Source organism: Kutzneria sp. CA-103260 (genome assembly GCF_018263855.1).
In the GTDB taxonomy this organism is placed as follows: Bacteria; Actinomycetota; Actinomycetes; order Mycobacteriales; family Pseudonocardiaceae; genus Kutzneria.
On record NZ_CP073318.1, the window covers coordinates 1,184,948 to 1,206,837 of the forward strand.

The 21,890-nt window shown below is 70.8% G+C and carries 21 protein-coding genes; 14 read left to right on the forward strand and 7 right to left on the reverse strand.

Features of this window, described 5'->3' with window-relative positions; translation table 11 throughout:
• Positions 1-4: 4 nt before the first annotated feature.
• Entirely contained in the window at positions 5-1,408 is a 1,404-nt protein-coding gene (locus JJ691_RS05185) for a DUF4331 domain-containing protein (RefSeq protein WP_211767655.1), read from the forward strand.
• Between the two features lie 10 nt (positions 1,409-1,418).
• Complete coding sequence (locus JJ691_RS05190; RefSeq protein ID WP_211767656.1) at positions 1,419-1,700, forward strand: hypothetical protein; 282 nt, start codon at positions 1,419-1,421, stop codon at positions 1,698-1,700.
• Positions 1,701-1,772: 72 nt separating this feature from the next.
• Here JJ691_RS05190 and JJ691_RS05195 read toward each other — a convergent pair whose 3' ends face one another.
• The gene (locus JJ691_RS05195) at positions 1,773-2,693 is read right to left on the reverse strand and encodes a patatin-like phospholipase family protein (RefSeq protein WP_211767657.1); all 921 of its coding nucleotides are present in this window, start codon (positions 2,691-2,693) and stop codon (positions 1,773-1,775) included.
• Positions 2,694-2,704: 11 nt separating this feature from the next.
• A complete protein-coding gene (locus tag JJ691_RS05200; protein WP_211767658.1) occupies positions 2,705-3,772 on the reverse strand; it encodes an NAD(P)-binding domain-containing protein in 1,068 nt (355 codons plus the stop codon).
• 151 nt (positions 3,773-3,923) lie between these two features.
• Here JJ691_RS05200 and JJ691_RS05205 point away from each other — a divergent pair, with 151 nt between their 5' ends.
• The 3 genes from JJ691_RS05205 to JJ691_RS05215 are packed head-to-tail and all read left to right on the forward strand — an operon-like array spanning position 3,924 to position 5,978.
• The gene (locus JJ691_RS05205; RefSeq protein ID WP_211767659.1) at positions 3,924-4,187 is read left to right on the forward strand and encodes a phosphoribosyl-ATP diphosphatase; all 264 of its coding nucleotides are present in this window, start codon (positions 3,924-3,926) and stop codon (positions 4,185-4,187) included.
• A 20-nt stretch (positions 4,188-4,207) separates the two neighbouring features.
• Complete coding sequence (hisG, locus tag JJ691_RS05210) at positions 4,208-5,053, forward strand: ATP phosphoribosyltransferase (protein WP_211771283.1); 846 nt, start codon at positions 4,208-4,210, stop codon at positions 5,051-5,053.
• A gap of 10 nt (positions 5,054-5,063) precedes the next feature.
• The gene (locus JJ691_RS05215; RefSeq protein ID WP_211767660.1) at positions 5,064-5,978 is read left to right on the forward strand and encodes an AEC family transporter; all 915 of its coding nucleotides are present in this window, start codon (positions 5,064-5,066) and stop codon (positions 5,976-5,978) included.
• Here the strand turns inward: JJ691_RS05215 and JJ691_RS05220 are convergent.
• The gene (locus tag JJ691_RS05220; protein ID WP_211767661.1) at positions 5,975-6,337 is read right to left on the reverse strand and encodes an STAS domain-containing protein; all 363 of its coding nucleotides are present in this window, start codon (positions 6,335-6,337) and stop codon (positions 5,975-5,977) included. The genes JJ691_RS05215 and JJ691_RS05220 overlap by 4 nt on opposite strands.
• Positions 6,338-6,398: 61 nt before the next feature.
• A complete protein-coding gene (locus tag JJ691_RS05225) occupies positions 6,399-7,244 on the reverse strand; it encodes a RecB family exonuclease (RefSeq protein WP_211767662.1) in 846 nt (281 codons plus the stop codon).
• Positions 7,245-7,473: 229 nt separating this feature from the next.
• On the opposite strand from JJ691_RS05225, the gene JJ691_RS05230 reads away from it, so the two are divergent.
• Together JJ691_RS05230 and JJ691_RS05235 are read left to right on the forward strand one after the other, a co-directional pair.
• The gene (locus tag JJ691_RS05230; RefSeq protein ID WP_211767663.1) at positions 7,474-8,610 is read left to right on the forward strand and encodes a site-2 protease family protein; all 1,137 of its coding nucleotides are present in this window, start codon (positions 7,474-7,476) and stop codon (positions 8,608-8,610) included.
• A gap of 164 nt (positions 8,611-8,774) precedes the next feature.
• Positions 8,775-9,620 carry a tRNA (adenine-N1)-methyltransferase gene (locus tag JJ691_RS05235; RefSeq protein ID WP_211767664.1) on the forward strand — a complete coding sequence of 282 codons (846 nt, stop codon included), beginning with the start codon at positions 8,775-8,777 and terminating at the stop codon, positions 9,618-9,620.
• Here the strand turns inward: JJ691_RS05235 and JJ691_RS05240 are convergent.
• Positions 9,617-10,069, reverse strand: coding sequence for a hypothetical protein (locus tag JJ691_RS05240; RefSeq protein ID WP_211767665.1), 453 nt, complete (start codon positions 10,067-10,069; stop codon positions 9,617-9,619). The genes JJ691_RS05235 and JJ691_RS05240 overlap by 4 nt on opposite strands.
• A 10-nt stretch (positions 10,070-10,079) precedes the next feature.
• Positions 10,080-10,811: a hypothetical protein gene (locus tag JJ691_RS05245; protein ID WP_211767666.1), complete on the reverse strand. Its 732-nt coding sequence runs from the start codon at positions 10,809-10,811 to the stop codon at positions 10,080-10,082.
• A gap of 315 nt (positions 10,812-11,126) precedes the next feature.
• Between JJ691_RS05245 and arc the strand changes: the two genes are divergently transcribed.
• The 5 genes from arc (at position 11,127) to JJ691_RS05270 (ending at position 17,021) form a co-directional block, all read left to right on the forward strand.
• Complete coding sequence (gene arc / locus JJ691_RS05250) at positions 11,127-12,920, forward strand: proteasome ATPase (RefSeq protein WP_211767667.1); 1,794 nt, start codon at positions 11,127-11,129, stop codon at positions 12,918-12,920.
• Positions 12,921-13,123: 203 nt separating this feature from the next.
• Positions 13,124-14,062 carry an aldo/keto reductase gene (locus tag JJ691_RS05255; RefSeq protein ID WP_249227696.1) on the forward strand — a complete coding sequence of 313 codons (939 nt, stop codon included), beginning with the start codon at positions 13,124-13,126 and terminating at the stop codon, positions 14,060-14,062.
• Between the two features lie 78 nt (positions 14,063-14,140).
• Positions 14,141-14,803 (forward strand): hypothetical protein, encoded by a 663-nt coding sequence (locus tag JJ691_RS05260; RefSeq protein WP_211767668.1) that lies wholly within the window; start codon positions 14,141-14,143, stop codon positions 14,801-14,803.
• A gap of 262 nt (positions 14,804-15,065) precedes the next feature.
• Positions 15,066-16,283, forward strand: a complete 1,218-nt coding sequence (locus tag JJ691_RS05265; protein WP_211767669.1) for an NAD(P)/FAD-dependent oxidoreductase — start codon at positions 15,066-15,068, stop codon at positions 16,281-16,283.
• Between the two features lie 84 nt (positions 16,284-16,367).
• Positions 16,368-17,021 (forward strand): class I SAM-dependent methyltransferase, encoded by a 654-nt coding sequence (locus JJ691_RS05270; RefSeq protein ID WP_211767670.1) that lies wholly within the window; start codon positions 16,368-16,370, stop codon positions 17,019-17,021.
• Here the strand turns inward: JJ691_RS05270 and JJ691_RS05275 are convergent.
• A complete protein-coding gene (locus JJ691_RS05275) occupies positions 17,012-17,521 on the reverse strand; it encodes an NUDIX hydrolase (protein ID WP_442912714.1) in 510 nt (169 codons plus the stop codon). The genes JJ691_RS05270 and JJ691_RS05275 overlap by 10 nt on opposite strands.
• An 84-nt stretch (positions 17,522-17,605) precedes the next feature.
• Here JJ691_RS05275 and JJ691_RS05280 point away from each other — a divergent pair, with 84 nt between their 5' ends.
• Positions 17,606-19,213, forward strand: a complete 1,608-nt coding sequence (locus JJ691_RS05280) for a S53 family peptidase (RefSeq protein ID WP_211767671.1) — start codon at positions 17,606-17,608, stop codon at positions 19,211-19,213.
• A gap of 147 nt (positions 19,214-19,360) precedes the next feature.
• A complete protein-coding gene (locus JJ691_RS05285; RefSeq protein WP_249227697.1) occupies positions 19,361-21,865 on the forward strand; it encodes an FtsX-like permease family protein in 2,505 nt (834 codons plus the stop codon).
• The last annotated feature ends 25 nt before the right edge of the window (positions 21,866-21,890 follow it).

Sequence of the window (21,890 nt, forward strand, 5' to 3'; positions counted from 1 at the left end):
TTCCGTGTCATCGCATCGCGAAGCCCCCGAGATCTCCCAGGACCCGGTCGCCGACTCCGCGGACCTGTACGCGTTCGTCAGCCCCGACGTGCCCAACACCGTCACGCTGATCGCCAACTACGTGCCGCTGCAGTCGCCGGCCGCCGGCCCGAACTTCTTCGAGTTCGGCGAGGACGTGCTGTACGAGATCAACATCGACAACGACGGCGACGGCCGGCCGAACGTGACCTACCAGTTCCGGTTCAAGACCGTGCTGGGCAACAACAACACGTTCCTCTACAACACCGGGCCGATCCAGTCGCTGGACTCGCCCAACTGGAACCGCAAGCAGTTCTACGACGTCGCCCGGGTCGTGCACAGCGGCAACCAGGCCACGGCCCAGACCGTCGGCCACAACCTGGCCAGCCCGCCGTGCAACATCGGCCCGCTGTCCACGCCGAACTACGGCAAGCTGGCCGCCGACGCCGTGCACGACCTCGGCGGCGGCCGCAAGGTGTTCGCCGGGCAGCGCTCCGACGGCTTCTACGTGGACCTCGGCTCGATCTTCGACCTCGGCCGGCTGCGCCCGTTCGACGGCGCCCACAACAACTTCGGGCTGGCCAAGCTGGTCAACTCCGGCGGCGTCAACGCCACCAAGGACCTCAACGTGCACACCATCGCGCTACAGGTGCCGATCTCCGACCTGACCCGTGGCGGCGGCAACAGCAAGGACGTCAACAACCCGGCCGCCGTCATCGGGGTGTGGACCGCCGCCAGCCGCCAGCAGGTCAAGCTGTGGGACGACATCAAGCGCAAGCACGAGTGGTCCGGGCCGTGGACCCAGGTGTCCCGGCTGGGCAACCCGCTGGTCAACGAGGTGCTGATTCCCATGTCCCGCAAGGACGAGTGGAACCGCTCGCAGCCCGCCGACGACAAGAACTTCGCCCAGTTCGTGACCAAGCCCGAGCTGGCCGGCCTGCTGCCGGTGCTCTATCCCGGCGCGTTCCCCAACCTGGACGCGCTGAACAAGGCCGGCAAGTCCCGCGACGACCTGGCCGCCGTGCTGCTGACCGGGCTTCCCTCCGGTGTGGTCAACGGCTTCCAGAACAACACCGGGCAGGTGCAGGCCGACATGCTGCGGCTGAACACCGCCGTGCCGCCGGCCCAGAAGCCCAACATCCTCGGTGTGGTCGGCGGCGACCTGGCTGGCTTCCCCAACGGGCGGCGGGTCTACGACGACGTGGTGTCGGTCGAGTTGCGGGCCATCGCCGGCGTCACGTTCAGCCTCATCGACAAGACGTTCAAGCCCGACGCCGTGGCCGGCCAGCTCACCGACGGCCTCACCCCGGCCAACCTGGACATCCCGTTCATGCCGCACTTCCCGTACCTCGGACTGCCGCACGACGGCTTCGACACGCCGGCCAAGTAGGAGGATTCCGTTGTCCGACAGCCTGGTCCTCGACATCGGCGGCGACATCGGCGCGCTGGTCATCCACACCGGACCCGAACTCGACCACGCCGAGATCGAACTCAGTCCGGTCGGCTCCGACCACCAGCGGTTCCACAACCAGGTGCACCCCCGGCACTTACCCGACGGTGTGCGGCACAACGCCGTCTTCCCGAGAGTGCGCGCCGGCGAGTACACGATCTGGCGCGACCACTCGACAGTCCACGGCACCGTCCACATCCAGGGCGGCCACGTAGCCGAATACACCTGGTGATCCCGCGAGTCCCGCTCTCAGGCAGTCATGAACTCAACACATGGTTGCCCGAGAGCGGGACTCGCGGGGGTTCTAGGCGGCGAAGAGGGCGTGGACGGCGGCGGCCCCCGTCTCCGACGCGCGGCGGAGACGGGGGATGTTCGTGGTCAGACCGCTGACGCCACAGTCGGTGGTCGGCCGCACGGCCAGCAAACCCTTGCCGGTCAACAACTCCATGGCGCTGGCGTGCTTCTCGGCCCGGCGGCGCAGGGCCTGCGCGACCACCGGGTCCAAGCCGAGCGCCACCACGGACATCAACGGATGCTCGCCGCCTTTGGGGGATTTCTCATTGGGGGCACGGGAAAGAAGCACCAGCACATGGGTGGCGTCCCCCTCCAACGCCCGCTCGACGGCGATCGGCTCGGCCACGGAGCCGTCGATCCACTGCGCGCCCCGCAACGACACCGCAGGTCCACACAGGAACGGCACGCAGGAGGTGGCCCGCAACGCGGCCCGCCAATCGTCGGCGCAAGCCAGGTCGGACAGCTCTTCGGCGGCACCGGTGTCCAGCCGGGTGGCGACCGTCCGCACCGGGATGTCGGAGCTGGCCAGCAATTCGTAGTTCAGGGGTTTGGTCTTCTCCAGGACGTGGTCGACGACGTAGTCGAGGCTGATCAGCGGCCCACGGCCGGTCAGGGCCCGGCGGTAGTTGATGAAGTCGCGGGAAGCCAGGTCCTCGTAGTACACGGCACCGGCCTCGGACCCCTTGCCGACGGCGAGCGCCACAGCGGAGAAGGCGCCGGCGGAGGTTCCGTAGACGACGTCGAAGGCGTCACGGAGGTCGAGCGCTTCCAACGCGGAGACCATGCCACCGGCGTAGACGCCCCGCATGCCGCCGCCCTCGACGACAAGCGCGACCCGGAGACCGTCCTTGCGCCGCCCGGGCCTGCTGCCGGCGGCCCGACGGGCCTTCACGACGTCCAACACGTCCAGGTCGCCGTGCACGAAGTCCACACGCCCGCCTCTCAGGCGGCGCTGACCGCCTGCTCCGCCAGCAGGTCCCGGACCGCCCGAGCCGCCGCACGTCCTGCCCTAGTCGCGCCCACGGTACTAGCCGAGGGCCCGTACCCGATCAGGTGAATCCTGGGGTCGACCACGACCTTGGTGCCGTCCATCAGGATCCCGCCACCGGGAGCGCGCAGGTGCAATGGCGCAAGGTGGTCCAGAGCCGCGCGGAAGCCGGTCGCCCACAGGATGACGTCGGCCTGCACGTGCCGTCCGTCGTTCCACTCCACGCCGTCCGGCACGACCCGGTCGAACATCGGCAGCCGCTCCATCACGCCCCGCGCCCGCGCCTCGGCGACGTCCGGAGTGACACCCAATCCGGTTACACCAACCACACTGATGGGTGGCAATCCGGCGCGGACGCGCTCATCCACCAGCGCCACCGCCGCCCGGCCGTCCTGCTCCCGGAACGGGCCCTCCCGCCACACCGGCGGCCGCCGGGTCACCCACGTCGTGTCCGCGGCCACCAGCGAGATCTCGGCCAGCGCCTGCGTCGCCGACGCCCCGCCGCCGACCACCACCACGCGCCGGCCGGCCAACTCCTCTGGCCCCTGGTAGTCGGCGGTGTGCAGCTGCCTGCCCCGGAAGGAACGCTGTCCCGCGTAGTACGGCCAGAACGGCCGCTCCCACGTCCCCGTCGCGTTCACCACCGCCCGCGCCACCCACTCACCCCGGTCGGTGACGACGAACAGCCGGCCGTCGCCGTTCTCCCGTACGGACATCACACGAACGGGTCGTTTCACCGGCAGCGCGTTCTGACGTTCGAAGGCCGCGAAGTACTCCGACACCACCTCGGACGCCGGTCGCGACGCGTCCGGCTTGCCCAGCGGCATGTCCGGCAGGTCGTGGATGCCGTGCACCTTGCCCAGCCGCAGCGACGGCCAGCGGTGCTGCCACGCCCCGCCCGGTTCGGGCGCGCCGTCCAACACGACGTGCTCCACGCCGTAGTGGCGCAGGAAGTAGCTGGCCGACAGCCCCGCCTGGCCGGCCCCGATCACCACGGTGTCGATTTCTTCTTTGGCTCGCACGCCCACGTTCGTTGAAACGGCTGGCGCGATCAGGTCCTTCCACGTCGGCTGTCGGATTGCTCACAGCCAGGGTTGCCGCCAGGCGTCGGCCCGCTGAACGCCCACCCCCGCGTAGGACCAGGCCGTGCGGGGGATGGGAGGATCAGCTCCCGTGAAGACGTTCGACGAGCTGTTCGCGGAGCTGACCGACCGCAAGAAGACCCGGCCCGCCGGCTCGGGCACAGTGGCGGCGCTGGACGACGGCATCCATGCCCAGGGCAAGAAGGTCCTGGAGGAGGCGGGCGAGGTCTGGATCGCCGCCGAGCATGAGTCCGACGAGCGGCTGGCCGAGGAGATATCCCAGTTGCTCTACCGCGTCCAGGTGTTGATGCTGGGCCGCGACCTGACCCTCGACGACGTCTACCGTCACCTATGAGCGACACCGGGAGTAAGCAGATGCTGCGCGTCGCGGTGCCCAACAAGGGCGCCCTTGCCGAGAAGTCCGCCGAGATGCTGGCCGAGGCGGGTTATCGGGGACGCCATGAGTCCCGCGACCTGACCGTGCTCGACCTGGCCAACGACGTCGAGTTCTTCTTCCTGCGCCCCAAGGACATCGCCATCTACGTCGGGTCCGGCCAGCTGGACCTGGGCATCACCGGCCTCGACCTGGCGCGCGACTCCGGCGCCGGCGTCGAGCCGACGCTGGAGCTGGGTTTCGGCGGCTCGAACTTCCGCTACGCCGGCCCGGCCGGCCGCGACTGGAAGGTCGAGGACATCCAGGGCATGCGGCTGGCCACCGCCTACCCGCGGCTGGTGGTCGACGACCTGAGCCGGCGCGGCATCGAGGCGGACGTGATCCGGCTCGACGGCGCCGTCGAGATCTCCGTGCAGCTCGGCGTGGCCGACGTCATCGCCGACGTGGTCGGCTCCGGCCGCACGCTGCGCCAGCACAACCTGGTGGCCTTCGGTGACGTGATCTGCAAGTCCGAGGCGATCCTGGTGCAGCGCGAGGGCTCGGAGCTCACGCCGGCCAAGGCGCAGCTCACCGCCCGGCTGCGCGGTGTGGTGCTGGCCCAGCAGTACCTGATGCTGGACTACGACTGCCCGAAGGCGCTGCTGGAGCAGGCGCTGAAGACCACGCCGGGCCTCGAGTCGCCGACGGTCGCCCCGCTGGCCGACGAGAACTGGGCCGCGGTGCGGGCAATGGTGCAGCGCAAGGAAGCCAACAACATCATGGACGAGCTGTCGGCCCTGGGCGCCAAGGCCATCCTGGCCTCGGACATCCGCTCGTGCCGGCTCTGAACGCCTTGAGGTGCTGACCGCGTTCGTGCCCATCTGGGCGCTGACCGTGCTCGGCTACCTCGTGGGCCGGTCCGGCGTGCTCGGCGATCGTGCCGAGCTGGTGCTGGGCCGGCTCGTGTTCCACGTCGCGATGCCGGCCGTCCTGTTCACCACGCTGAGCAGGACGCCGGTGTCCCGGCTGCTGTCGCCGGCCATCGCCGTGTTCGCCGTCGGCACCCTGGTCGTCGGCATCGGCGCGCTGGCCGCCAGCCGGTGGCTGTTCGGCCGTGGCCTCGCCGACCAGTCGATCAGCGCCATGGCCGCCTGCTACGTCAACTCGGCCAATCTCGGCGTGCCGGTGGCGATCTCCGTGCTCGGCGACGCCTCGTTCATCGTCACCGTGCTGCTGTTCCAGGTGCTGCTGGTGACGCCGGTCGTGCTCACCCTGGTCGAGCTGGACGTCCGTGGGGCGCAAGGCAACCGCTGGCGTGAACTGCTCACCCTGCCCGTGCGCAACCCGATCATCGCCGCGTCCGCGCTGGGTGTGGTGGTGAGCGCCCTCGGCTGGCACCTGCCCGACCTGCTGAACGGTCCGCTGACGCAGCTCGGGACCGCTGCCGTGCCGATCGCCCTGCTCGTGCTGGGCATGTCCCTGTACAGCCGCGAACGTCGTGAGGCCGCCAACCGGCGTGAGCTGTGGGTGACCGTGCTGCTCAAGGCCGTCGCCCAGCCGCTGGTGGCCTACCTCGCCGGCGAGGCCCTGGGCCTGGACGGGCATCTGCTGCTGGCCGTCGTGTTGTGCTCGGCGCTGCCGACCGCGCAGAACGTGTTCGTCTACGCCCACCAGTACGCGCTGGACACCCGCCTGCCGCGCAACGCCGTGCTGCTGTCCACCGTGCTGTCCATGGTCACCCTGTCCGGTCTGACCGCCCTGATGCGCGCCTAGCCTTCCAGTGCCGCGATCGCTTCCGGCACCGTCGCGTGCATGCGGAAGGCCGGCATCAGGCCGCTGACCTGCAACGGCCGCAGCACCGCGCGCTGCTCGCCGACCAGCCGGAGATCCACCCCCGAGTCGTTGGCCCGGTCCCGGGCCATCAGCAGCACACGCAGGCCGGTCGAGCCGAGGAAGCTGACCCGGTCCAGGTCCACGATCACCGCCGGCGCCCCGCTGCCCACCGCCTGCCCCAGTTCGGCCTCGGCCACCGAGGCCGTTGACAGGTCCAGCTCGCCGCTGACGTGCACGATCATGGTGTCGCCGGCCGGCTCGGTGTGCACCGTGATCAGGTCGAAGTCCTCCGCGGACATGCGCGCTCCCTTCGCCTGGCAACCCCGAGTGACCAGGCGTGCGGGTCGGGTGATGCCAAGCCTAGTCCGCTCGGTCCAGCGCGGTTTCCACCCCCGGGTCCGGCTCCGGCCAGCCCGGGTACGGCGGCGGCGTGCCGCCGAACTCCGGGCACAGCGCCTTGTGGTCGCACCAGTCGCACAGCCGGCTCCGGTTCGGCCGGAAGTCGCCCGTCTTGCCGGCCTTGAGAATGGCGTTCCAGATCGCCTCCAGCGTGCGCTCGAACCGCCGCAGCTCCGCCTCGTCCGGCTGGTAGGCCAGGTTCTGCCGGTCCGACAGGTACATCAGCAGCAGCTGGCGGGGCACCACACCGCGCAGCCGCCACAGCACCAGGGCGTAGAACTTCATCTGGAACATCGCCTTGGCCTCGCCGATCTCCCGCGGCGCCGCCCCCGTCTTGTAGTCGACGACCCGGATCTCCCCGGTCGGCGCCACGTCCAGCCGGTCGATGTAGCCGCGCAGCAGCATGCCCGACGGCAGCTCCGCCTCCACCAGCAGCTCACACGCCTCCGGCTCCAGCCGGCGCGGATCCTCCAGGCCGAAGTAGCCGGTCAGCATGCCCTCGGCCGAGGCCAGCCACTCCGCCAGGTCCTCGTCCCGCTCGAACAGCTCCGCCAGTTCCGCGCGCTCGCTCAGCAGGTCCTGCCAGGCCGGTCCCAGCAGCTCCTTGGCGGTGTCCGGCACCCGCTCGCTGGCCGGCAGCCCGAACAGCCGCTCCAGCACCGAGTGCACCACCGTGCCGCGGATCTGCGCCCTGGTCGGCTTCTCCGGCAGCCGGTCGACCGCCCGGAACCGGTAGAGCAGCGGGCACTGCTTGAAATCGCTGGCCCGTGAGGGGGACAGCGCCGGCCTGCGCACGACCTTCTCCATACTCGAAACGCTACCCAGCCACTCTGACAGTTCTGATGCGGCCCGTGCCCTCGCCGTCGAACACCACCCGAATGCCGCCCCTCCTTTTGCCACATGTGGTCCACATTCGACTCCTGAACGCGAATGTGGACCACATGTGGCAAAAGGAGGGGGAGGGGAGGGGCCACCGACAGCTTCCGCTGAAGATGTCGTCACGACGGCCCCACACCGGAGGCCCTACCCTGCTCGTATGGCCACCACCAGCTGGATCCGACCGGGAGACCCCGACGGTGGCCTTCGGCTGTTCCGGGTCGGGAATGTGCCGGTGTTGCTGGCCCCGTCCTGGTGGATCGGGTCGATCGTGGTCACGGCGCTGTACGCGTCGATGATCGGCCAGCTGATGCCGGGCCTCGGCACGCTGGGCGCGCTGGTGCTGGCGGCCAGCTTCGCGATCCTGCTGGGGGCCTCGGTGCTGGCCCACGAGCTGGGCCACTGCGTGGTGGCCCTGCGCTACGGCCTGCCGGTCAGGCGCCTGCGGCTGTTCCTGCTGGGCGGCATCTCGGAGGTGGGCCGCTCGCCGGCGAAGCCGGCCCAGGAGGGCCTGATCGCGGCGGCGGGGCCGGCGGTGTCGGTCGTGCTGGCCCTGGTGTTCGGGGCGACGCTGTTCGTGGTGCCGGAGGGTGGCCCGATCTGGCTCCTGCTGCTGGAGACGACGCTGGCCAACGCGGCGGTGGCGGTGTTCAACCTGCTGCCTGGCCTGCCGCTGGACGGCGGCCGGATGCTGCGGGCGGCGGTCTGGGGCATGACGGGCAAGCGCGGCACGGGGACCCGGATGGCGGTGGTGGGCGGCGGCGTCGTGGCGGGCCTGCTGCTGCTGTGGGCCCTGTTGCGACTGGTGCAGGGCACGCAGGACCGCTGGCTGTGGCTCGGCGTGTGCGCGGTGACGGCCTGGTTCGTGATCGCGGGAGCCCGCAGCGAGCTGGTGTCGGAGCTGCAGCGCAGCTGGCCGGAGGGGGTCACCCTGGCCGACCTGGTGCGCCCGGTGCTGCAACTGCCGGCGGAGAGCCCGGTGGCGGACGCGCTGGCGGCGGCGGCCGGTCGGGGAGTGGTGCTGGTCCGCGCCGACGGCGTGGCAGCGGGGTTGTTGGACGAGGACGCGGCGCGGCGGGTGGCGGAGCAGTCGCCGCTGACGCCGGCGGAGGTGGCGGCGGAGCCGATCCGGCCGGAGACGGTGCTGCTGGACTCGGATCCGAACGACGAGATCGCCGAGCGGGTCCGCACCACGGCGGCCTGGCAGTTCCTGGTGGTGGACGCCGAGGGCCGGCCCGCGGGCGTGCTGCGCCGGCAGGACCTCAGGGCCGCCTCCACGGGCCGCAATCTGGGTTGAGAGGATAGGCCGCAGATCAATCCGCTGGCACCCCGCGGATCCGCGCCGGCGTCTGGACCGCGGCACGGTGTCGATCGAGTCTTTTCATCGATCGACACCGTGCAAGGGAAGACGCCGGCTTAATGGCGGATCCGCCCGCCGCGGAACGCGGCGAAAGGGACACAGTGAGCGTGAGCGGGCCTTTCCAGGCCGGAGACCGGGTGCAGCTGACCGACTCGAAGGGTCGGCACTACACGATCGTCCTCGAACCCGGCAAGGAGTACCACACGCACCGCGGCGCCCTCGCGCACGACGACCTGATCGGCAAGCCGGAGGGCTCGCTGATCACGTCCGCGGCCAACACCTCGTACCTGGCCATGCGCCCGCTGCTGCCGGACTACGTGCTGTCGATGCCCCGCGGCGCCCAGGTGATCTACCCGAAGGACGCGGCCCAGATCGTGATGTGGGGCGACGTCTTCCCGGGGGCCCGCGTGCTTGAGGCCGGGGCCGGCTCGGGGGCGCTGACCTGCTCGCTGCTGCGCGCGGTCGGCGACCAGGGCAAGGTCATCTCCTACGAGGTGCGCCAGGACCACGCCGACCACGCGATCCGCAACGTGGAGCAGTTCTTCGGCAAGGCCCCGGACAACTGGTCGCTGACCGTGGCCGACCTGAACGCGCACCCGTCGGCCGCCGAGGGCGGCGAGGTGGACCGGGTCGTCCTGGACATGCTGGCCCCGTGGGACGTCCTGGAGACGGTCCGCGCCGCCCTGATCCCCGGCGGCGTGCTGGTGGTCTACGTGGCCACGACCACGCAGCTGTCCCGGGTCACGGAGGCGCTGCGGGAGCAGCAGTGCTGGACCGAGCCGGAGTCGTGGGAGACGATGATGCGCCCGTGGCACGTGGTGGGCCTGGCGGTCCGCCCTGAACACCGGATGATCGCCCACACCGCGTTCCTGCTCACGGCCCGCCGGCTGGCTGACGGCGTCGTCACGCCCCGGCCGCAGCGCCGCCCGACCTCGACCGGCAACTAGGCGGTCCCGCAGACCTTCCAGCCGCCGTCCTGCTTGACCAGCCGGACGGCCGGCACGGTCGTGTCCTGGCCCTTGACCAGCGTCAACGTGCCGGTGGAGCCGGTCACGGTCAGCGACTTGACGGTGTAGGGCACCTTCACGCCGGCCGGCTGCGGGTTCTCCGAGGAGCAGACCACCAGCTTGGCCGCGTCGACGTCGTCGTTGGCCAGGGCGTCGGCGAACTGCTGGGCGGCGGCCGCGGCGAGCGGGTCCACCGGGGCGGCGGCCTGGGAGCCGCCGCCCGGGGTCGACGGGTGCTTGCCGCCGATGATGGCGGTGACGGCCCACGCGCCGACGCCGAGCATCGCCAGCACGCCCACGGCGGTGCCGGCGATGATCCGACGATCTTTGGGGCTCATCGGGCCCCGGCGCACGGTGGACGAGTCGAACGGCGGCTGCTGGAAGCTCACGAGAGGGAGCCTAGTGGCCGCAGACGGTCCAGATGCCGTTCAGCTGCACCATGGGCAGGCCGCTGGTCTTGCTGCCGGGAGTGCCGTTCACGGTGCCCTCGGTGTGCAGGGTTGCCCCGGCATGGGTGCTGTCGGTCTGCTGGATGTCCGACACGGTCATGGTGACCTGGGCGTTGGGGCCGAAGATCGAGGTCGGGGACTGCGCGGCCTTCGTGTAGCCGTCGCGGTCGGTGTCGCAGACCAGGGCGATGGCCGACTTCGCGTCGTGGTTGTTGACCGCGGCGACGAAGGCGTTGGCCAGTGCCTGGGGGCTGCTCGTCGCGGCGCCACCCGTGGATCCGGTCCCGCCTGAGCTGGTGCCCGGGCTCCGCGTCGTCGAGGACGTGCGGCCGCTGGTCGTCGGGGCGGTCGAGCGGGTGCTGGTGGCAACCGACACGGTGGTGTGCGCGTTGGTCTCGGCGAACCAGACCATCCCGCCGATGATCAGGCCGAACACCGCGACCACGCCGACCACGATCAGCACGACCGGCGCCTTGCCGCGCGGCGGCCGAGGGGGCATGCCGCCCGGGTACATGCCCGGCGGCTGCTGTCCGTACGGCTGCTGCTGCGGATAGGGCTGCTGTTGCTGCTGGTACGGGTTCGGCGGGGGCGGCGGGTACTGCGGCTGGCCGTAGCCGGGCTGCGGAGGCGGCGGCGGGTACTGCTGGCCGTACGGATCCGGTGGCTGCGGCGGATAGGTCACGACTGCTCTCTCCCCGAACTGGTTTGCGCTGGATGACGCCATGGGTAAACCGAGGTGTCCACTCCACGGGACGGATGTCACGTTTGGGTGGCTGTTCACGTCTACGGCGTGGACACTGCCGGAACCACGGCACTTCGGTGCCTGAGACGCACGGTAGCGGTTGGGAGGTTCCCCCTGACACCGGTATGGAGTAGTTCATCCGGCCGAGCGGGCGTTTCGTGGCCGTTTCGCGACCAGCACGCGGCCTCGGGTCCTCTCACTTGTCAGTGATCGCCGGTACCGTGGGAAGACGTAGAGCGGGAGGAGGGTGCCGATATGTCGACCGACCGTCCCGGCAGCCAGCCCGATGAGGGTGGCGAGCTGAACAACGGTGCGAGTGGCGCCGAATTGTCCGCGCAGATCAGGTTCCTCGAGGACGAGATCGCACTGCTGCGGCGCAAGTTGACGGAGTCCCCACGACACGTCCGGTTGCTCGAACAGCGCCTCGCCGAGGCGTCCGAGCGGGTGAGCCAGCTGACCGAGCGCAACACCAAGCTGGTGGACACCCTCCGAGAGGCACGCAGCCAGCTGCTCGCCCTGCGCGAGGAGGTGGACCGGCTCGCCCAGCCGCCCAGTGGCTACGGCGTCTACCTGGCCGGATACGAGGACGGCACGGTGGACGTGCACACCGCGGGCCGTCGCATGCGGGTGGCGGTCTCGCCGGCCGTCGACAGCGCGACCCTCAAGCTGGGCCAGTCGGTCCGGCTGAACGAGGCGCTGACGGTCGTGGAGACCGGCGGCTTCGAGCGCACCGGCGAGGTGTGCATCCTGCGCGAGCTGCTCAGCGACTTCGAGTCGGGCGCGGCCCGCGCGCTGGTCGTCGGCCACGCCGACGAGGAGCGCGTGGTCTGGCTGGCCGACCCGCTGGTCGACTCCCCGCTCAAGCCGGGCGACTCGCTGCTGGTGGACTCCAAGGCCGGCTACGCCTACGAGCGGGTGCCCAAGGCGGAGGTCGAGGACCTCGTGCTGGAGGAGGTGCCGGACGTCGACTACCGCGACATCGGCGGCCTGTTCCGGCAGATCGAGGCGATCCGCGACGCCGTGGAGATGCCGTTCCTGCACGCCGAGCTGTTCCACGAGTACCAGCTGCGGCCGCCGAAGGGCGTGCTGCTCTACGGCCCGCCCGGGTGCGGCAAGACGCTCATCGCCAAGGCGGTGGCGAACTCGCTGGCCAAGCAGGTCGCGGCGGCGCGCGGCGACGACGACGGCCAGGCCAAGTCGTACTTCCTCAACATCAAGGGCCCCGAGCTGCTCAACAAGTTCGTCGGCGAGACCGAGCGGCACATCCGCCTGATCTTCCAGCGGGCCCGCGAGAAGGCCTCCGAGGGCACCCCGGTGATCGTGTTCTTCGACGAGATGGACTCGATCTTCCGGACCCGCGGCTCGGGCGTGTCCTCCGACGTGGAGACCACAATCGTGCCGCAGCTGCTGGCCGAGATCGACGGTGTCGAGGGCCTGGAGAACGTCATCGTCATCGGCGCCTCCAACCGCGAGGACATGATCGACCCGGCCATCCTGCGCCCGGGCCGGCTCGACGTGAAGATCAAGATCGAGCGGCCGGACGCCGAGGCGGCCAAGGACATCTTCTCGAAGTACCTCAACGAGACGCTGCCCATTCACACCGACGACCTGGCCGAGTTCGCCGGCGACGCCAAGCGCTGCATCAACGCGATGATCCAGCACACGGTCGAGCGGATGTACGACGAGTCCGACGAGAACCGGTTCCTCGAGGTGACCTACGCCAACGGGGACAAGGAGGTCCTGTACTTCAAGGACTTCAACTCCGGCGCGATGATCCAGAACATCGTGGACCGGGCCAAGAAGGCGGCGATCAAGGCCGTGCTGGAGACCCGCGAGCCGGGCCTTCGGGTGCAGCACCTGATCGACGCCATCGTGGACGAGTTCGCGGAGAACGAGGACCTGCCCAACACCACCAACCCGGACGACTGGGCCCGCATCTCGGGCAAGAAGGGCGAGCGGATCGTGTACATCCGCACCCTGGTCACCGGCAAGAACCAGGAGTCGGGCCGGGCCATCGACACCGCCAGCAACACCGGTCAGTACCTGTAAGTTCCTATGCCCAGAAGGAATTGAGCACGGCACGGACGGCCCGGATCTCACGATCCGGGCCGTTCGTGCCTCTTTCGGGCGTATGAACGTCCCGATTTCTGTAACCATTCGGTAAATCCCGGGAATGCGGAGATCGCCACTCTCAGTGGTCATTCGTTCCTGCTGTAGTGCGAGAACGGGATCGCCCGGTTAGCGTCTTGCCTGTGCTGCGAGAACGAGGGCTGGAACGACTCGGACTTGGCCTGGCCGCGCTGGGCCGGCCCGCCTACATCAACCTCGGCCGCCAGGGCGCGCTGCCCGGGGTGCGGACGGTGCCGGCGATGCGGGCCGCCGCGTGGAAGGTGCTCGACGAGGCCTACGCGGCCGGCATCCGCTGGGTGGACACCGCTCGCTCCTACGGCCGGGCCGAGGAGTTCCTGGCCGGCTGGCTGGCCGACCGGGAGCACCCGGACATCGTCGTGTCCAGCAAGTGGGGCTACGCCTACACCGCGGACTGGCGGCCCGACGCCCAGGTGCACGAGGTCAAGGAGCACACCCTGGCCCGGTTCGAGCAGCAGTGGGCCGAGACCGAGGAGCTGCTGGGCGACCGGCTCGCCGTCTACCAGGTGCACTCGCTGACCGCCGACTCGCCGCTGTTCAACGACCCGCTGCTGCAGCAGAGCCTGTTCGAGCTGACCGACCGGGGCCTGCGGATCGGCTTCTCCACCACCGGGCCGGCCCAGGCCGATACCATCCGGCGGGCGATGGCCCTGACCGTCAACGGAGAACCGCTGTTCAGCACCGTGCAGTCGACGTGGAACGTGCTGGAGACCTCCGCCGGGCCCGCGCTGGCCGAGGCCCACGAGGCCGGCCTGCACGTGCTGGTCAAGGAGGCGCTGGCCAACGGCCGGCTGGCCGTGGAGCCGCCGCCGGAGGTGCTGGGCATCGCCGAGGGCGCTGGCGTGGGCGCCGACGCCGTCGCGCTGGCCGCGGCGCTGGCCCAGCCGTGGGCCGACACCGTGCTGTTGGGGGCGGCCAGTCCCGCCCAGTTGCGGGCCAACCTGGCCGCCGTGCGGGTCACGCTGCCCGGCGACGCCCTGGCTCAGCTGGCCACCGAGCCGGGCCGTTACTGGGGCCGGCGGGCCGAGCTGGCGTGGAACTGACGGTCGAGCGCGGGGCGATGATCGCCGACTACTACCCTCGGGTGATTCCTTGAGACGAATCCCGGAGGGGGCAAGGCGTTGCGTCGCGCGCACGTGGTCGCAGGCATCGGCATTCTGGTGCTGACGGCGTCCTGTTCAGGCAAGCCCAACGACCTGCGGCACTACGCGGACCCCGTTGCCACCACCACGTCGACAGCCGCACCCAGCACCACCCACAGCGCCGCGCCGACCACCACGTCCAGTGCCCCCGACACCGCCGCGCTGGCCGCCTCGGTCACCACCGGGCTGATGGTCGACGCCTCCGTGATCGACATCGGCTTCCACCCGAATGTGCCGCAGAAGGCCACCGTGCTGTCCCAGCTGCCGGCCTGCTCGGCCCCGCTGGGCACGCCCGCCGCCGGCGCCCAGACCGGGTGGGTCGGGGCCAGCTCGGTCACCACCCTCACCGAGTACGTCGCCGTCTACCCCAAGACGACCGCCGCTCAGGTGCTGACCGCCGCGAAGGCCGCCCTGACGTGCTCCCAGGCCACCAAGTACGCCTTGACCCCGGTTCCCGCCGGTGTGGACGCCAGCTACAGCTGGTGTGAGAAGGGCGCCCAGCCCAGCTGCACCGTGCTGCTGGCCAAGGGCCACCTGCTGGCCCGGGCCCAGGTGGTCACCACCATGGAGGCCAAGGCCCAGAACCTGATCAAGGACGTGTCCGTGCCCGCCGCGGCCAAGCTCGCGGCCAGCGGTTCGTGATGTCGCCGGCCGCCGAGGATTCTGGGGTCCTCGGCGGCCGGCGACATCCCACGGCCAGGTTTGGCGGCTGGCGATCCGGCAATCCCGGCGGGGGCAACCAGTCCCCCCTCGTGGCTGGTTGCCGCCCGCCTCTTGTCTACCGGCTCCTCGTTGTTCGGTGTCGCTGGCCGGGGGCCGAACAACGAGGTCCGAACAACGCGCGGGGGTTGCGGAGGGGTTGTAGAACGGGGGAATCAGCCGTTCTGCGACGGGAGTGACGAGAATGTCCAGCGAGCAGACGCACGTCATCGTCGGCGCCGGCATGGCCGGGGCTAAGGCGGCCGAGACGCTCCGTGCGGAGGGTTTCGAGGGCCGGATCGTGCTGGTCGGGGCCGAGCAGGAGCGGCCGTACGACCGGCCGCCGCTGTCCAAGGGCTACCTGCTGGGCGACCAGGACCGGGACAGCGTCTACCTGCACTCGCTGAACTGGTACGGCGACAACCACGTCGAACTGCTCACCGGCCGCCGCGTGAGCCGGCTGGACCGCGCCGCCCACGAGGTGGAGCTGGCCGGTGGCGAGCGCATCGGCTACGCCAAGCTGCTGCTGGCCACCGGGTCGTCGCCGCGACGGCTGAAGGTCGACGGCAACGATCTGGACGGGGTGCACTACCTGCGCCGCCTCGAACAGTCCGACGACCTGCGCAACGCCTTCGCCCACGGGGGACGGGTGGTGGTCGTGGGCGCCGGCTGGATCGGCCTGGAGACCGCGGCCGCGGCGCGCAGGGCCGGCTGCGAGGTGACGGTCGTCGAGCCGCTGGCGCAGCCCCTGCAGAACGCCCTCGGCCCGGAGATGGGGGCCGTCTTCGCCGAGGCGCACCGGCGGCAGGGCGTCGATCTGCGGCTCGGCGTCGGCGTCACCGGCTTCAAGGGCGCCGGCAAGGTCGGCGCCGTGGCCACCGAGGCCGGGGACATCCCGGCCGACATCGTGGTCGTCGGCGTCGGGGCGCGGCCCAACACCGAGCTCGCCGAGGGCGCGGGCCTCACCGTGGACAACGGTGTGCACGTCGACGCGGCCCTGCGCACCGAGGACCCCGACGTCTTCGCCGCCGGCGACATCGCCAACGTGCCCAATTCCCGCTATGGCCAGCGTATTCGGGTCGAGCACTGGCAGCACGCCGTCGATTCCGGACCGGCTGCTGCGAAGGCGATGCTCGGCCAGGACGTCGCCTACGACCAGCTGCCGTATTTCTTCACCGACCAGTACGACATCGGCATGGAATTCACCGGCTGGTTCGCGCGCGGCGGATACGACCGGGTCGTCACCCGCGGCGATGTCGACGGCCTGTCGTTCTACGCGTTCTGGCTGGCCGGCGACGAGGTGGTCGCCGGCATGCACCTCAACCAGTGGGACGACGGGATCGGCCCGGTGACGGAGCTGATCCGCGCTCGCAAGGCCGTCGACCCGGCCCGGTTGGCCGACCCGGGCAGCCCGCTCGGCTGATTCGTTGTACGGCCTCGTCGGGCGCTTGCCGAACAACGGCGGGTGCCCGATGGTGGTCGGAAGTTGCCGTCACAAGGGGGAGCCATGTGGGACAACGGGTGGCGGGAGATCGCGGCTGTCGACGAGGCGCTGGCGGACGGGGTGATCGGCCAGCAGGAGTGGCACGAGGCGATGGCGGATCTGTTGCGACAGCCGTACCTCAACGCCAGCACGCCGTGGGGCCAGTCGGGCAAGGGTGGGACGGCCAGGGACTGGGTGACGGCCCGGCGGGTCGTGGTGGAGGCGATCGGCGGGGACGGGACCTTCCTGGATGTGGGCTGTGCCAACGGGTATCTGATGGAGTGCGTCGCGATCTGGACCGCGGAGCAGGGCTTGGACGTGGAGCCGCACGGCGTGGACATCGTGCCGGAATTCGTGGCACTGACCCGGAAGAGGCTGCCGGGGTGGGCGGATCGCATTCATCACGGCAACGCGCTCACCTGGAATCCGCCGCAGCGCTACGACTTCGTGCGGACAGGGCTGGAATACGTGCCGGCGAATCGGCGAGAGGCCTTCGTGAAACGGCTGCTGAACGACGTGGGGGATCGGCTGGTCATCGGGCCGTACACGGTGGACGTGGGCGACGAGCAGACGGAGCGTGCGCTCAAGGGCTGGGGAATCGAGATCGCGGGCCGGGTGGAACTCCCGCACGAGAACCCCAGCGGGACGAGGAAGCTGCTCTGGGTGGATCAGTCGTAGTAGCGGCGCAGCCACTCCAGGGCGATGGCCCGGCCGTCGGGCACGAAATCGGTCGAGGGATCCCGGAGCAGCGCGGCGACCTCGGGCAGGGGCAACCACTCGCCGGAGACGATCTCCTCGGGCTGGTGGGTGATGGGACCGTCCCAGGTGGTCTCGTACACGAAGTTGTGGCACCGGACCGGCGGCTGGTCGAACACGAACCGGTACAGGAAGCGCAGCGGCGCGCCGGTGATGCCGAGCTCCTCGGCCAGTTCCCGTTCCGCCCCAACGGAAGGGTCCTCGTGGGCGGCGACCACGCCGCCCACGCCGGCGTCGCGGAGGCCGGGGAAGACGTCCTTGTCGGGGCTGCGGCGGTGCACGTAGACGCGGGAGCCGTCGCCGGAGCGGACCAGGATGGCGGTCGCGGCGTGCCACAGGCCCTCGGCCCGCATCCGGGCCCGCGAGACGCTGCCGACGGGCTCACCGGCGGGGGAGTACAAGGCGATCAGCTCATCGGCCACCAGCCGATCCTCGCACGTCAGTGAACCGCACCCGATCCCGAGGCGTATTCGGATGGCGACCCTGCGCGAGGCGAGGAGCCGATGGTGAAGAAGAGCATCAAGGTGGCCGTGGCGGTTGTCGCGCCGCTGGCCGTCCTGGGGACCTGCGCGGCCGTCATGCAGGCCGCGAACGCCGACCCGGTCGGAGCGCAGCCCAGAGTGACCCTGAACGGCACGGTGCTGCCGAAGCTGGCCCAGTCGACCCGCCTCGGCGACGTGCCGGCGGACAAGCAGCTGTCGGTCGCGGTCAGCCTGACGCCGTCCAACAGCAAGGACCTCGACCAGTTCGTCAAGCAGGTCAGCGATCCGCGCTCGCCGATGTACGGCCAGTACCTGACGCCGCAGCAGTTCGCGGCCAAGTACGGGGCCTCGCAGAACCAGATCGACCAGGTCACCACCTACCTGAAGTCGAAGGGCCTGGCCGTCGACTCGGTCGCGGCCAACCACCTCATCGTGGACGCCACCGGCCCGGCCTCGGCGATGGAGCAGACGTTCGGCGCGAAGATCTCCGACCGCCGCGACGCCAGCGGCCAGGAGTACTACGCCAACGACTCCGCCCTGACTCTGCCGGGCAACCTCGCCCCGGCCGTCGCCGACGTCGCGGGCCTGGACAACCACCGCAAACTGACCCACCCGCCGCTCCAGCAGCGGGCGGTCCGCGGCGTCACGCCGGCCAACCTGGCCGGCGCGTACGACATCAAGGGCCTCAACGCCACCGGTGCCGGCCAGCAGGTCGCGGTGTTCGAGCTGGACGCCTTCCAGCAGCAGAACATCGACGCCTACGACCAGCAGTTCGGCCTCAAGCCGCCGGCCCCGGTCGTCAAGAAGGTCGACGGCGGCGTGGCGCTCGGCCAGGGCCAGACCGAGGTGGAGCTGGACATCGAGGCGATCCAGGCGGTCGCGCCGCAGGCCCAGCAGACCATCTTCGAGGGCCCCAACAGCAACAAGGGCGTCATCGACACGTACGCCGCGATCGTGAACAGCAAGATCCCGGTCGTGTCGATCAGCTGGGGCGGCCCCGAGGAAGCCGGCTCGCAGGCCGACATCCAGGCCCAGGACACCCTGTACAAGCAGGCCGCGGCCCAGGGACAGAGCCTGTTCGCCGCCTCCGGCGACAGCGGCTCCGACGACATCGGCAACGGCGGCACCAGCGTCGACTTCCCGGCCAGCGACCCGTTCGTCACCGGCACCGGCGGCACGCACCTGGTGGTCGGCGCCAACAACGCCCGCACCAGCGAGACCGGCTGGGACGGCTCCGGCGGCGGCAACTCCAAGCTCTTCGCCGCCCCCGACTACCAGGCCAGCCTGGGCAGCAAGGTCCGCATGGTGCCGGACATCGCCGCCGACGCGGACCCGGCGACCGGCCTGGCCGTGTTCAGCAAAGGCCAGTTCGGCGTGGTCGGCGGCACCAGCGCCGCCGCCCCGCAGTGGGCCGGCTTCACGGCGCTGTACAACCAGCTGGCCAAGGCCGCCGGCAAGCCCAACCTGGGCTTCGCCAACCCGGCGCTGTACAAGCTGGCCGGCACCGCCGCGCTGCACGACATCACCAGCGGCAGCAACGGCGCGTTCACCGCGACCAAGGGCTACGACCGGGTGACCGGCAACGGCAGCGTCGACGCCGTCAAGTTCGTCCAGGCCATGCTCGGCAACTGATCCCGCGCTGCGTGAAGGGACCATTTCGCTCATCCAACGAGAGGAATGGTCCCTTCCAAGCGTCGAGCGGTAGTCCTCTGGGTGGATCCGTGGTAGCGACGGCAGGATGACGACGGGTGATCCACTGGGTGCCTAGCGTTCTGGACCGTGAATCCAGTGATGGTGACCCGACTCGCCCTGTCGGAACTGCGCGGCCACCCGGGCCGGACCCTGCTGCCGGGCCTGGCCCTGCTGGTGGGCGTGGCCTGCCTGATCGCCTCGCTGATGCTCGGCGACGCGATGAGCGACGCCGTCAAGGCCGGCGCGGAGCGGGTGCCGCAGTCGGTGGGCGTGGTCGTGTCGGCGATCCCGGACCACAACGCCAACACCGCCAACCTCGACGACGTGGCCAAGCAGCTGGCCGGCGCCCCGGGCGTGGCCAAGGTCGTGCCGGTGCAGCGGGCCGATGTGGACGTGCTCGGCGCGGACGGACGGGCCCTGCCGTATCGGGTGTCCGCGGCCATCGACCCGGGCGACCCGTCGCTGAACCGGTACGCCCTCCAGGCCGGCCGCACGCCCGCCGCCGACGGCGAGGTGGCCATCGACAAGGTCACGGCGTACCAGCGGCATCTGGCCCCGGGCACGCACATCACCCTGGCCGACGCCGGCGGACGCCCGGTCCAGGTCACCGTGAGCGGCGTGCTGCAACTGGGCGGCAAGGCCGACCAGCCGTTCCTGGTGGTGGGCAAGGACCTGGCCGCGAAGCTGGACCCGACGTTCGACACCACTGAACTGGACCTCCAGCTGACCCCGGGGACCAGCGACATCACCGCCCGGGCCAACATCACCCAGCAGCTGGGCACCGGCTTCGCCGTGCGCACCGGCGACGGCGAGCGGACCATCCAGGGCGGCGACAACACCGTCCGCGTGCTGCTGTTCCTGTTCAGCATCCTGGCCCTGGCTACCTCGGTGTTCGTCGCCGGCGCCACCTTCCGCGCCGTTTACCTGCAACGCCAGCGGCAGACCGCCCTGCTGCGCTGCGTCGGCGCCGAGCGGTCGCCGATCGTGTGGGCCAACCTCATCGAGGCGGTGCTCACCGGCGCGCTGGCCGGCGCGGTAGGCGCCCTGCTGTCCGGGGTCGTGGCGCGGCTGCTGGCATGGATATTGGACGTCACGGGCGTGTCGACGATGCTCGGGGCGACCCAGTTGGAGCCGGCGGCGCTGCCATCCATCGGCTACTTCATCACCGGCATCCTCGTGGCGGCGGCGCTCAGTGCGTTCGCCGCCGTGCGGCCGTCGCTGGCCGCCGCCCGGGTGTCGCCGCTGGCGGCGCTGCGCCTGGCCGACGAGGCCACGCCGGAACGCCGCACGGTGCGGGCTCGTACGGTCCGCGGCTGGTTGCTGGTCGGGGCGGCGGTGGTGTTCGCTCTCGGCGCACTGGCCACTCAGCGGACCATCGGCGCCCCGTTCTTCGCCCTGTTCTCCGGGATCGCCGCAGTAGCCGGCGTCTTCGGCTCGTTCGGGCCACGCGTGGTGCCGTTCCTGGGCCGTGGCATCGGCTGGGTTGCCGGCAAGGTGTTCGGCCCGCACGTGCGGCTCGCCGGCGTGGAACTGGGCCGGGTGCCGCAGCGCGCCGCCTCGGTGGCGATGCCGCTGGTGCTGGCCAGCGCGATCGTGGCCGGCGCGGTGGTGCTCATCGGCACCGCCCGTGACATCTCCCTGTCCCGCCCCGACCCGCTGGCCGCGGACGCCCAGATCAGCGACACCGGCCACCGGCCGCTCGGCCCGGACGTGCTCAAGGCCGCCCAGCAGCCCGAGGTCAACCAGCTGCTGCCGATCAGCGGCGCCGGCGCCGGCATCACCGTCAACGGGGCCAGGATGGCGGTCGCCGGCATCGACCCGGCCAAGCTCGACGCCTACCTGTCGGCCATGAACCAGCCGGCGGCCGCGAAGTTCGGCCCGGACAGCGCCCTGGTCGACTCATGGCGGCTGGAGGACAACAAGCTCCAGGTCGGCCAGCAGATCACCATCAGCGGCCTGGTCGGCGGGCCGCGCACCGTGACCATCGCCGGCGCCATGCCCAAGGCCGATCTGGACTACGCCGACGTGCTGGTCGGCGACCCGAAGCTCGCGCCGGTCAGCGCGGTGCTCGTCGACGTGAAACCCGGCTTCGACCAGTCCGCCTACCGCAGCGCCGTGCTCGCCGCGCTGCCCAACGCCCCGACCGTCACCGTGGACACGGCCGCCCAGAGCAGCGAGGACACCCAGCGGAATCTGGACCTCGCCGCCGTCACGCTGATGGTGCTGCTCGGCCTGAGCGTCGCCGTCGCGGTCACCGGCATCGGCACCGCCATGAGCATCTCCGTGCAGGAACGCCGCAAGGAGGTCGCGCTGCGACGGGCCCTGGGTGTCACCCGGATGGAGGTCACGGCCGGCATCCTGGCCGAGGCCGTGCTGCTGGCGCTGAGCGGCCTGGTCGGCGGCACGATCCTCGGCGCCGTGTACGCGGAGCTGCTGATCGTGGGCATGGGCGTGCACACTTGGCCGAGCCTGCCGTGGGGCCAGCTGGCAATTGGGGGACTCGCGGTGGTGCTGCTGGCCGTGCTGGCCGCCGTAATGCCTGCTCGGACGGCGTCACGGGTGGTGCCGGCGGCCGGACTGGCCGGATCGTGAATCCGGTCACCGTGCTCGCATGTCG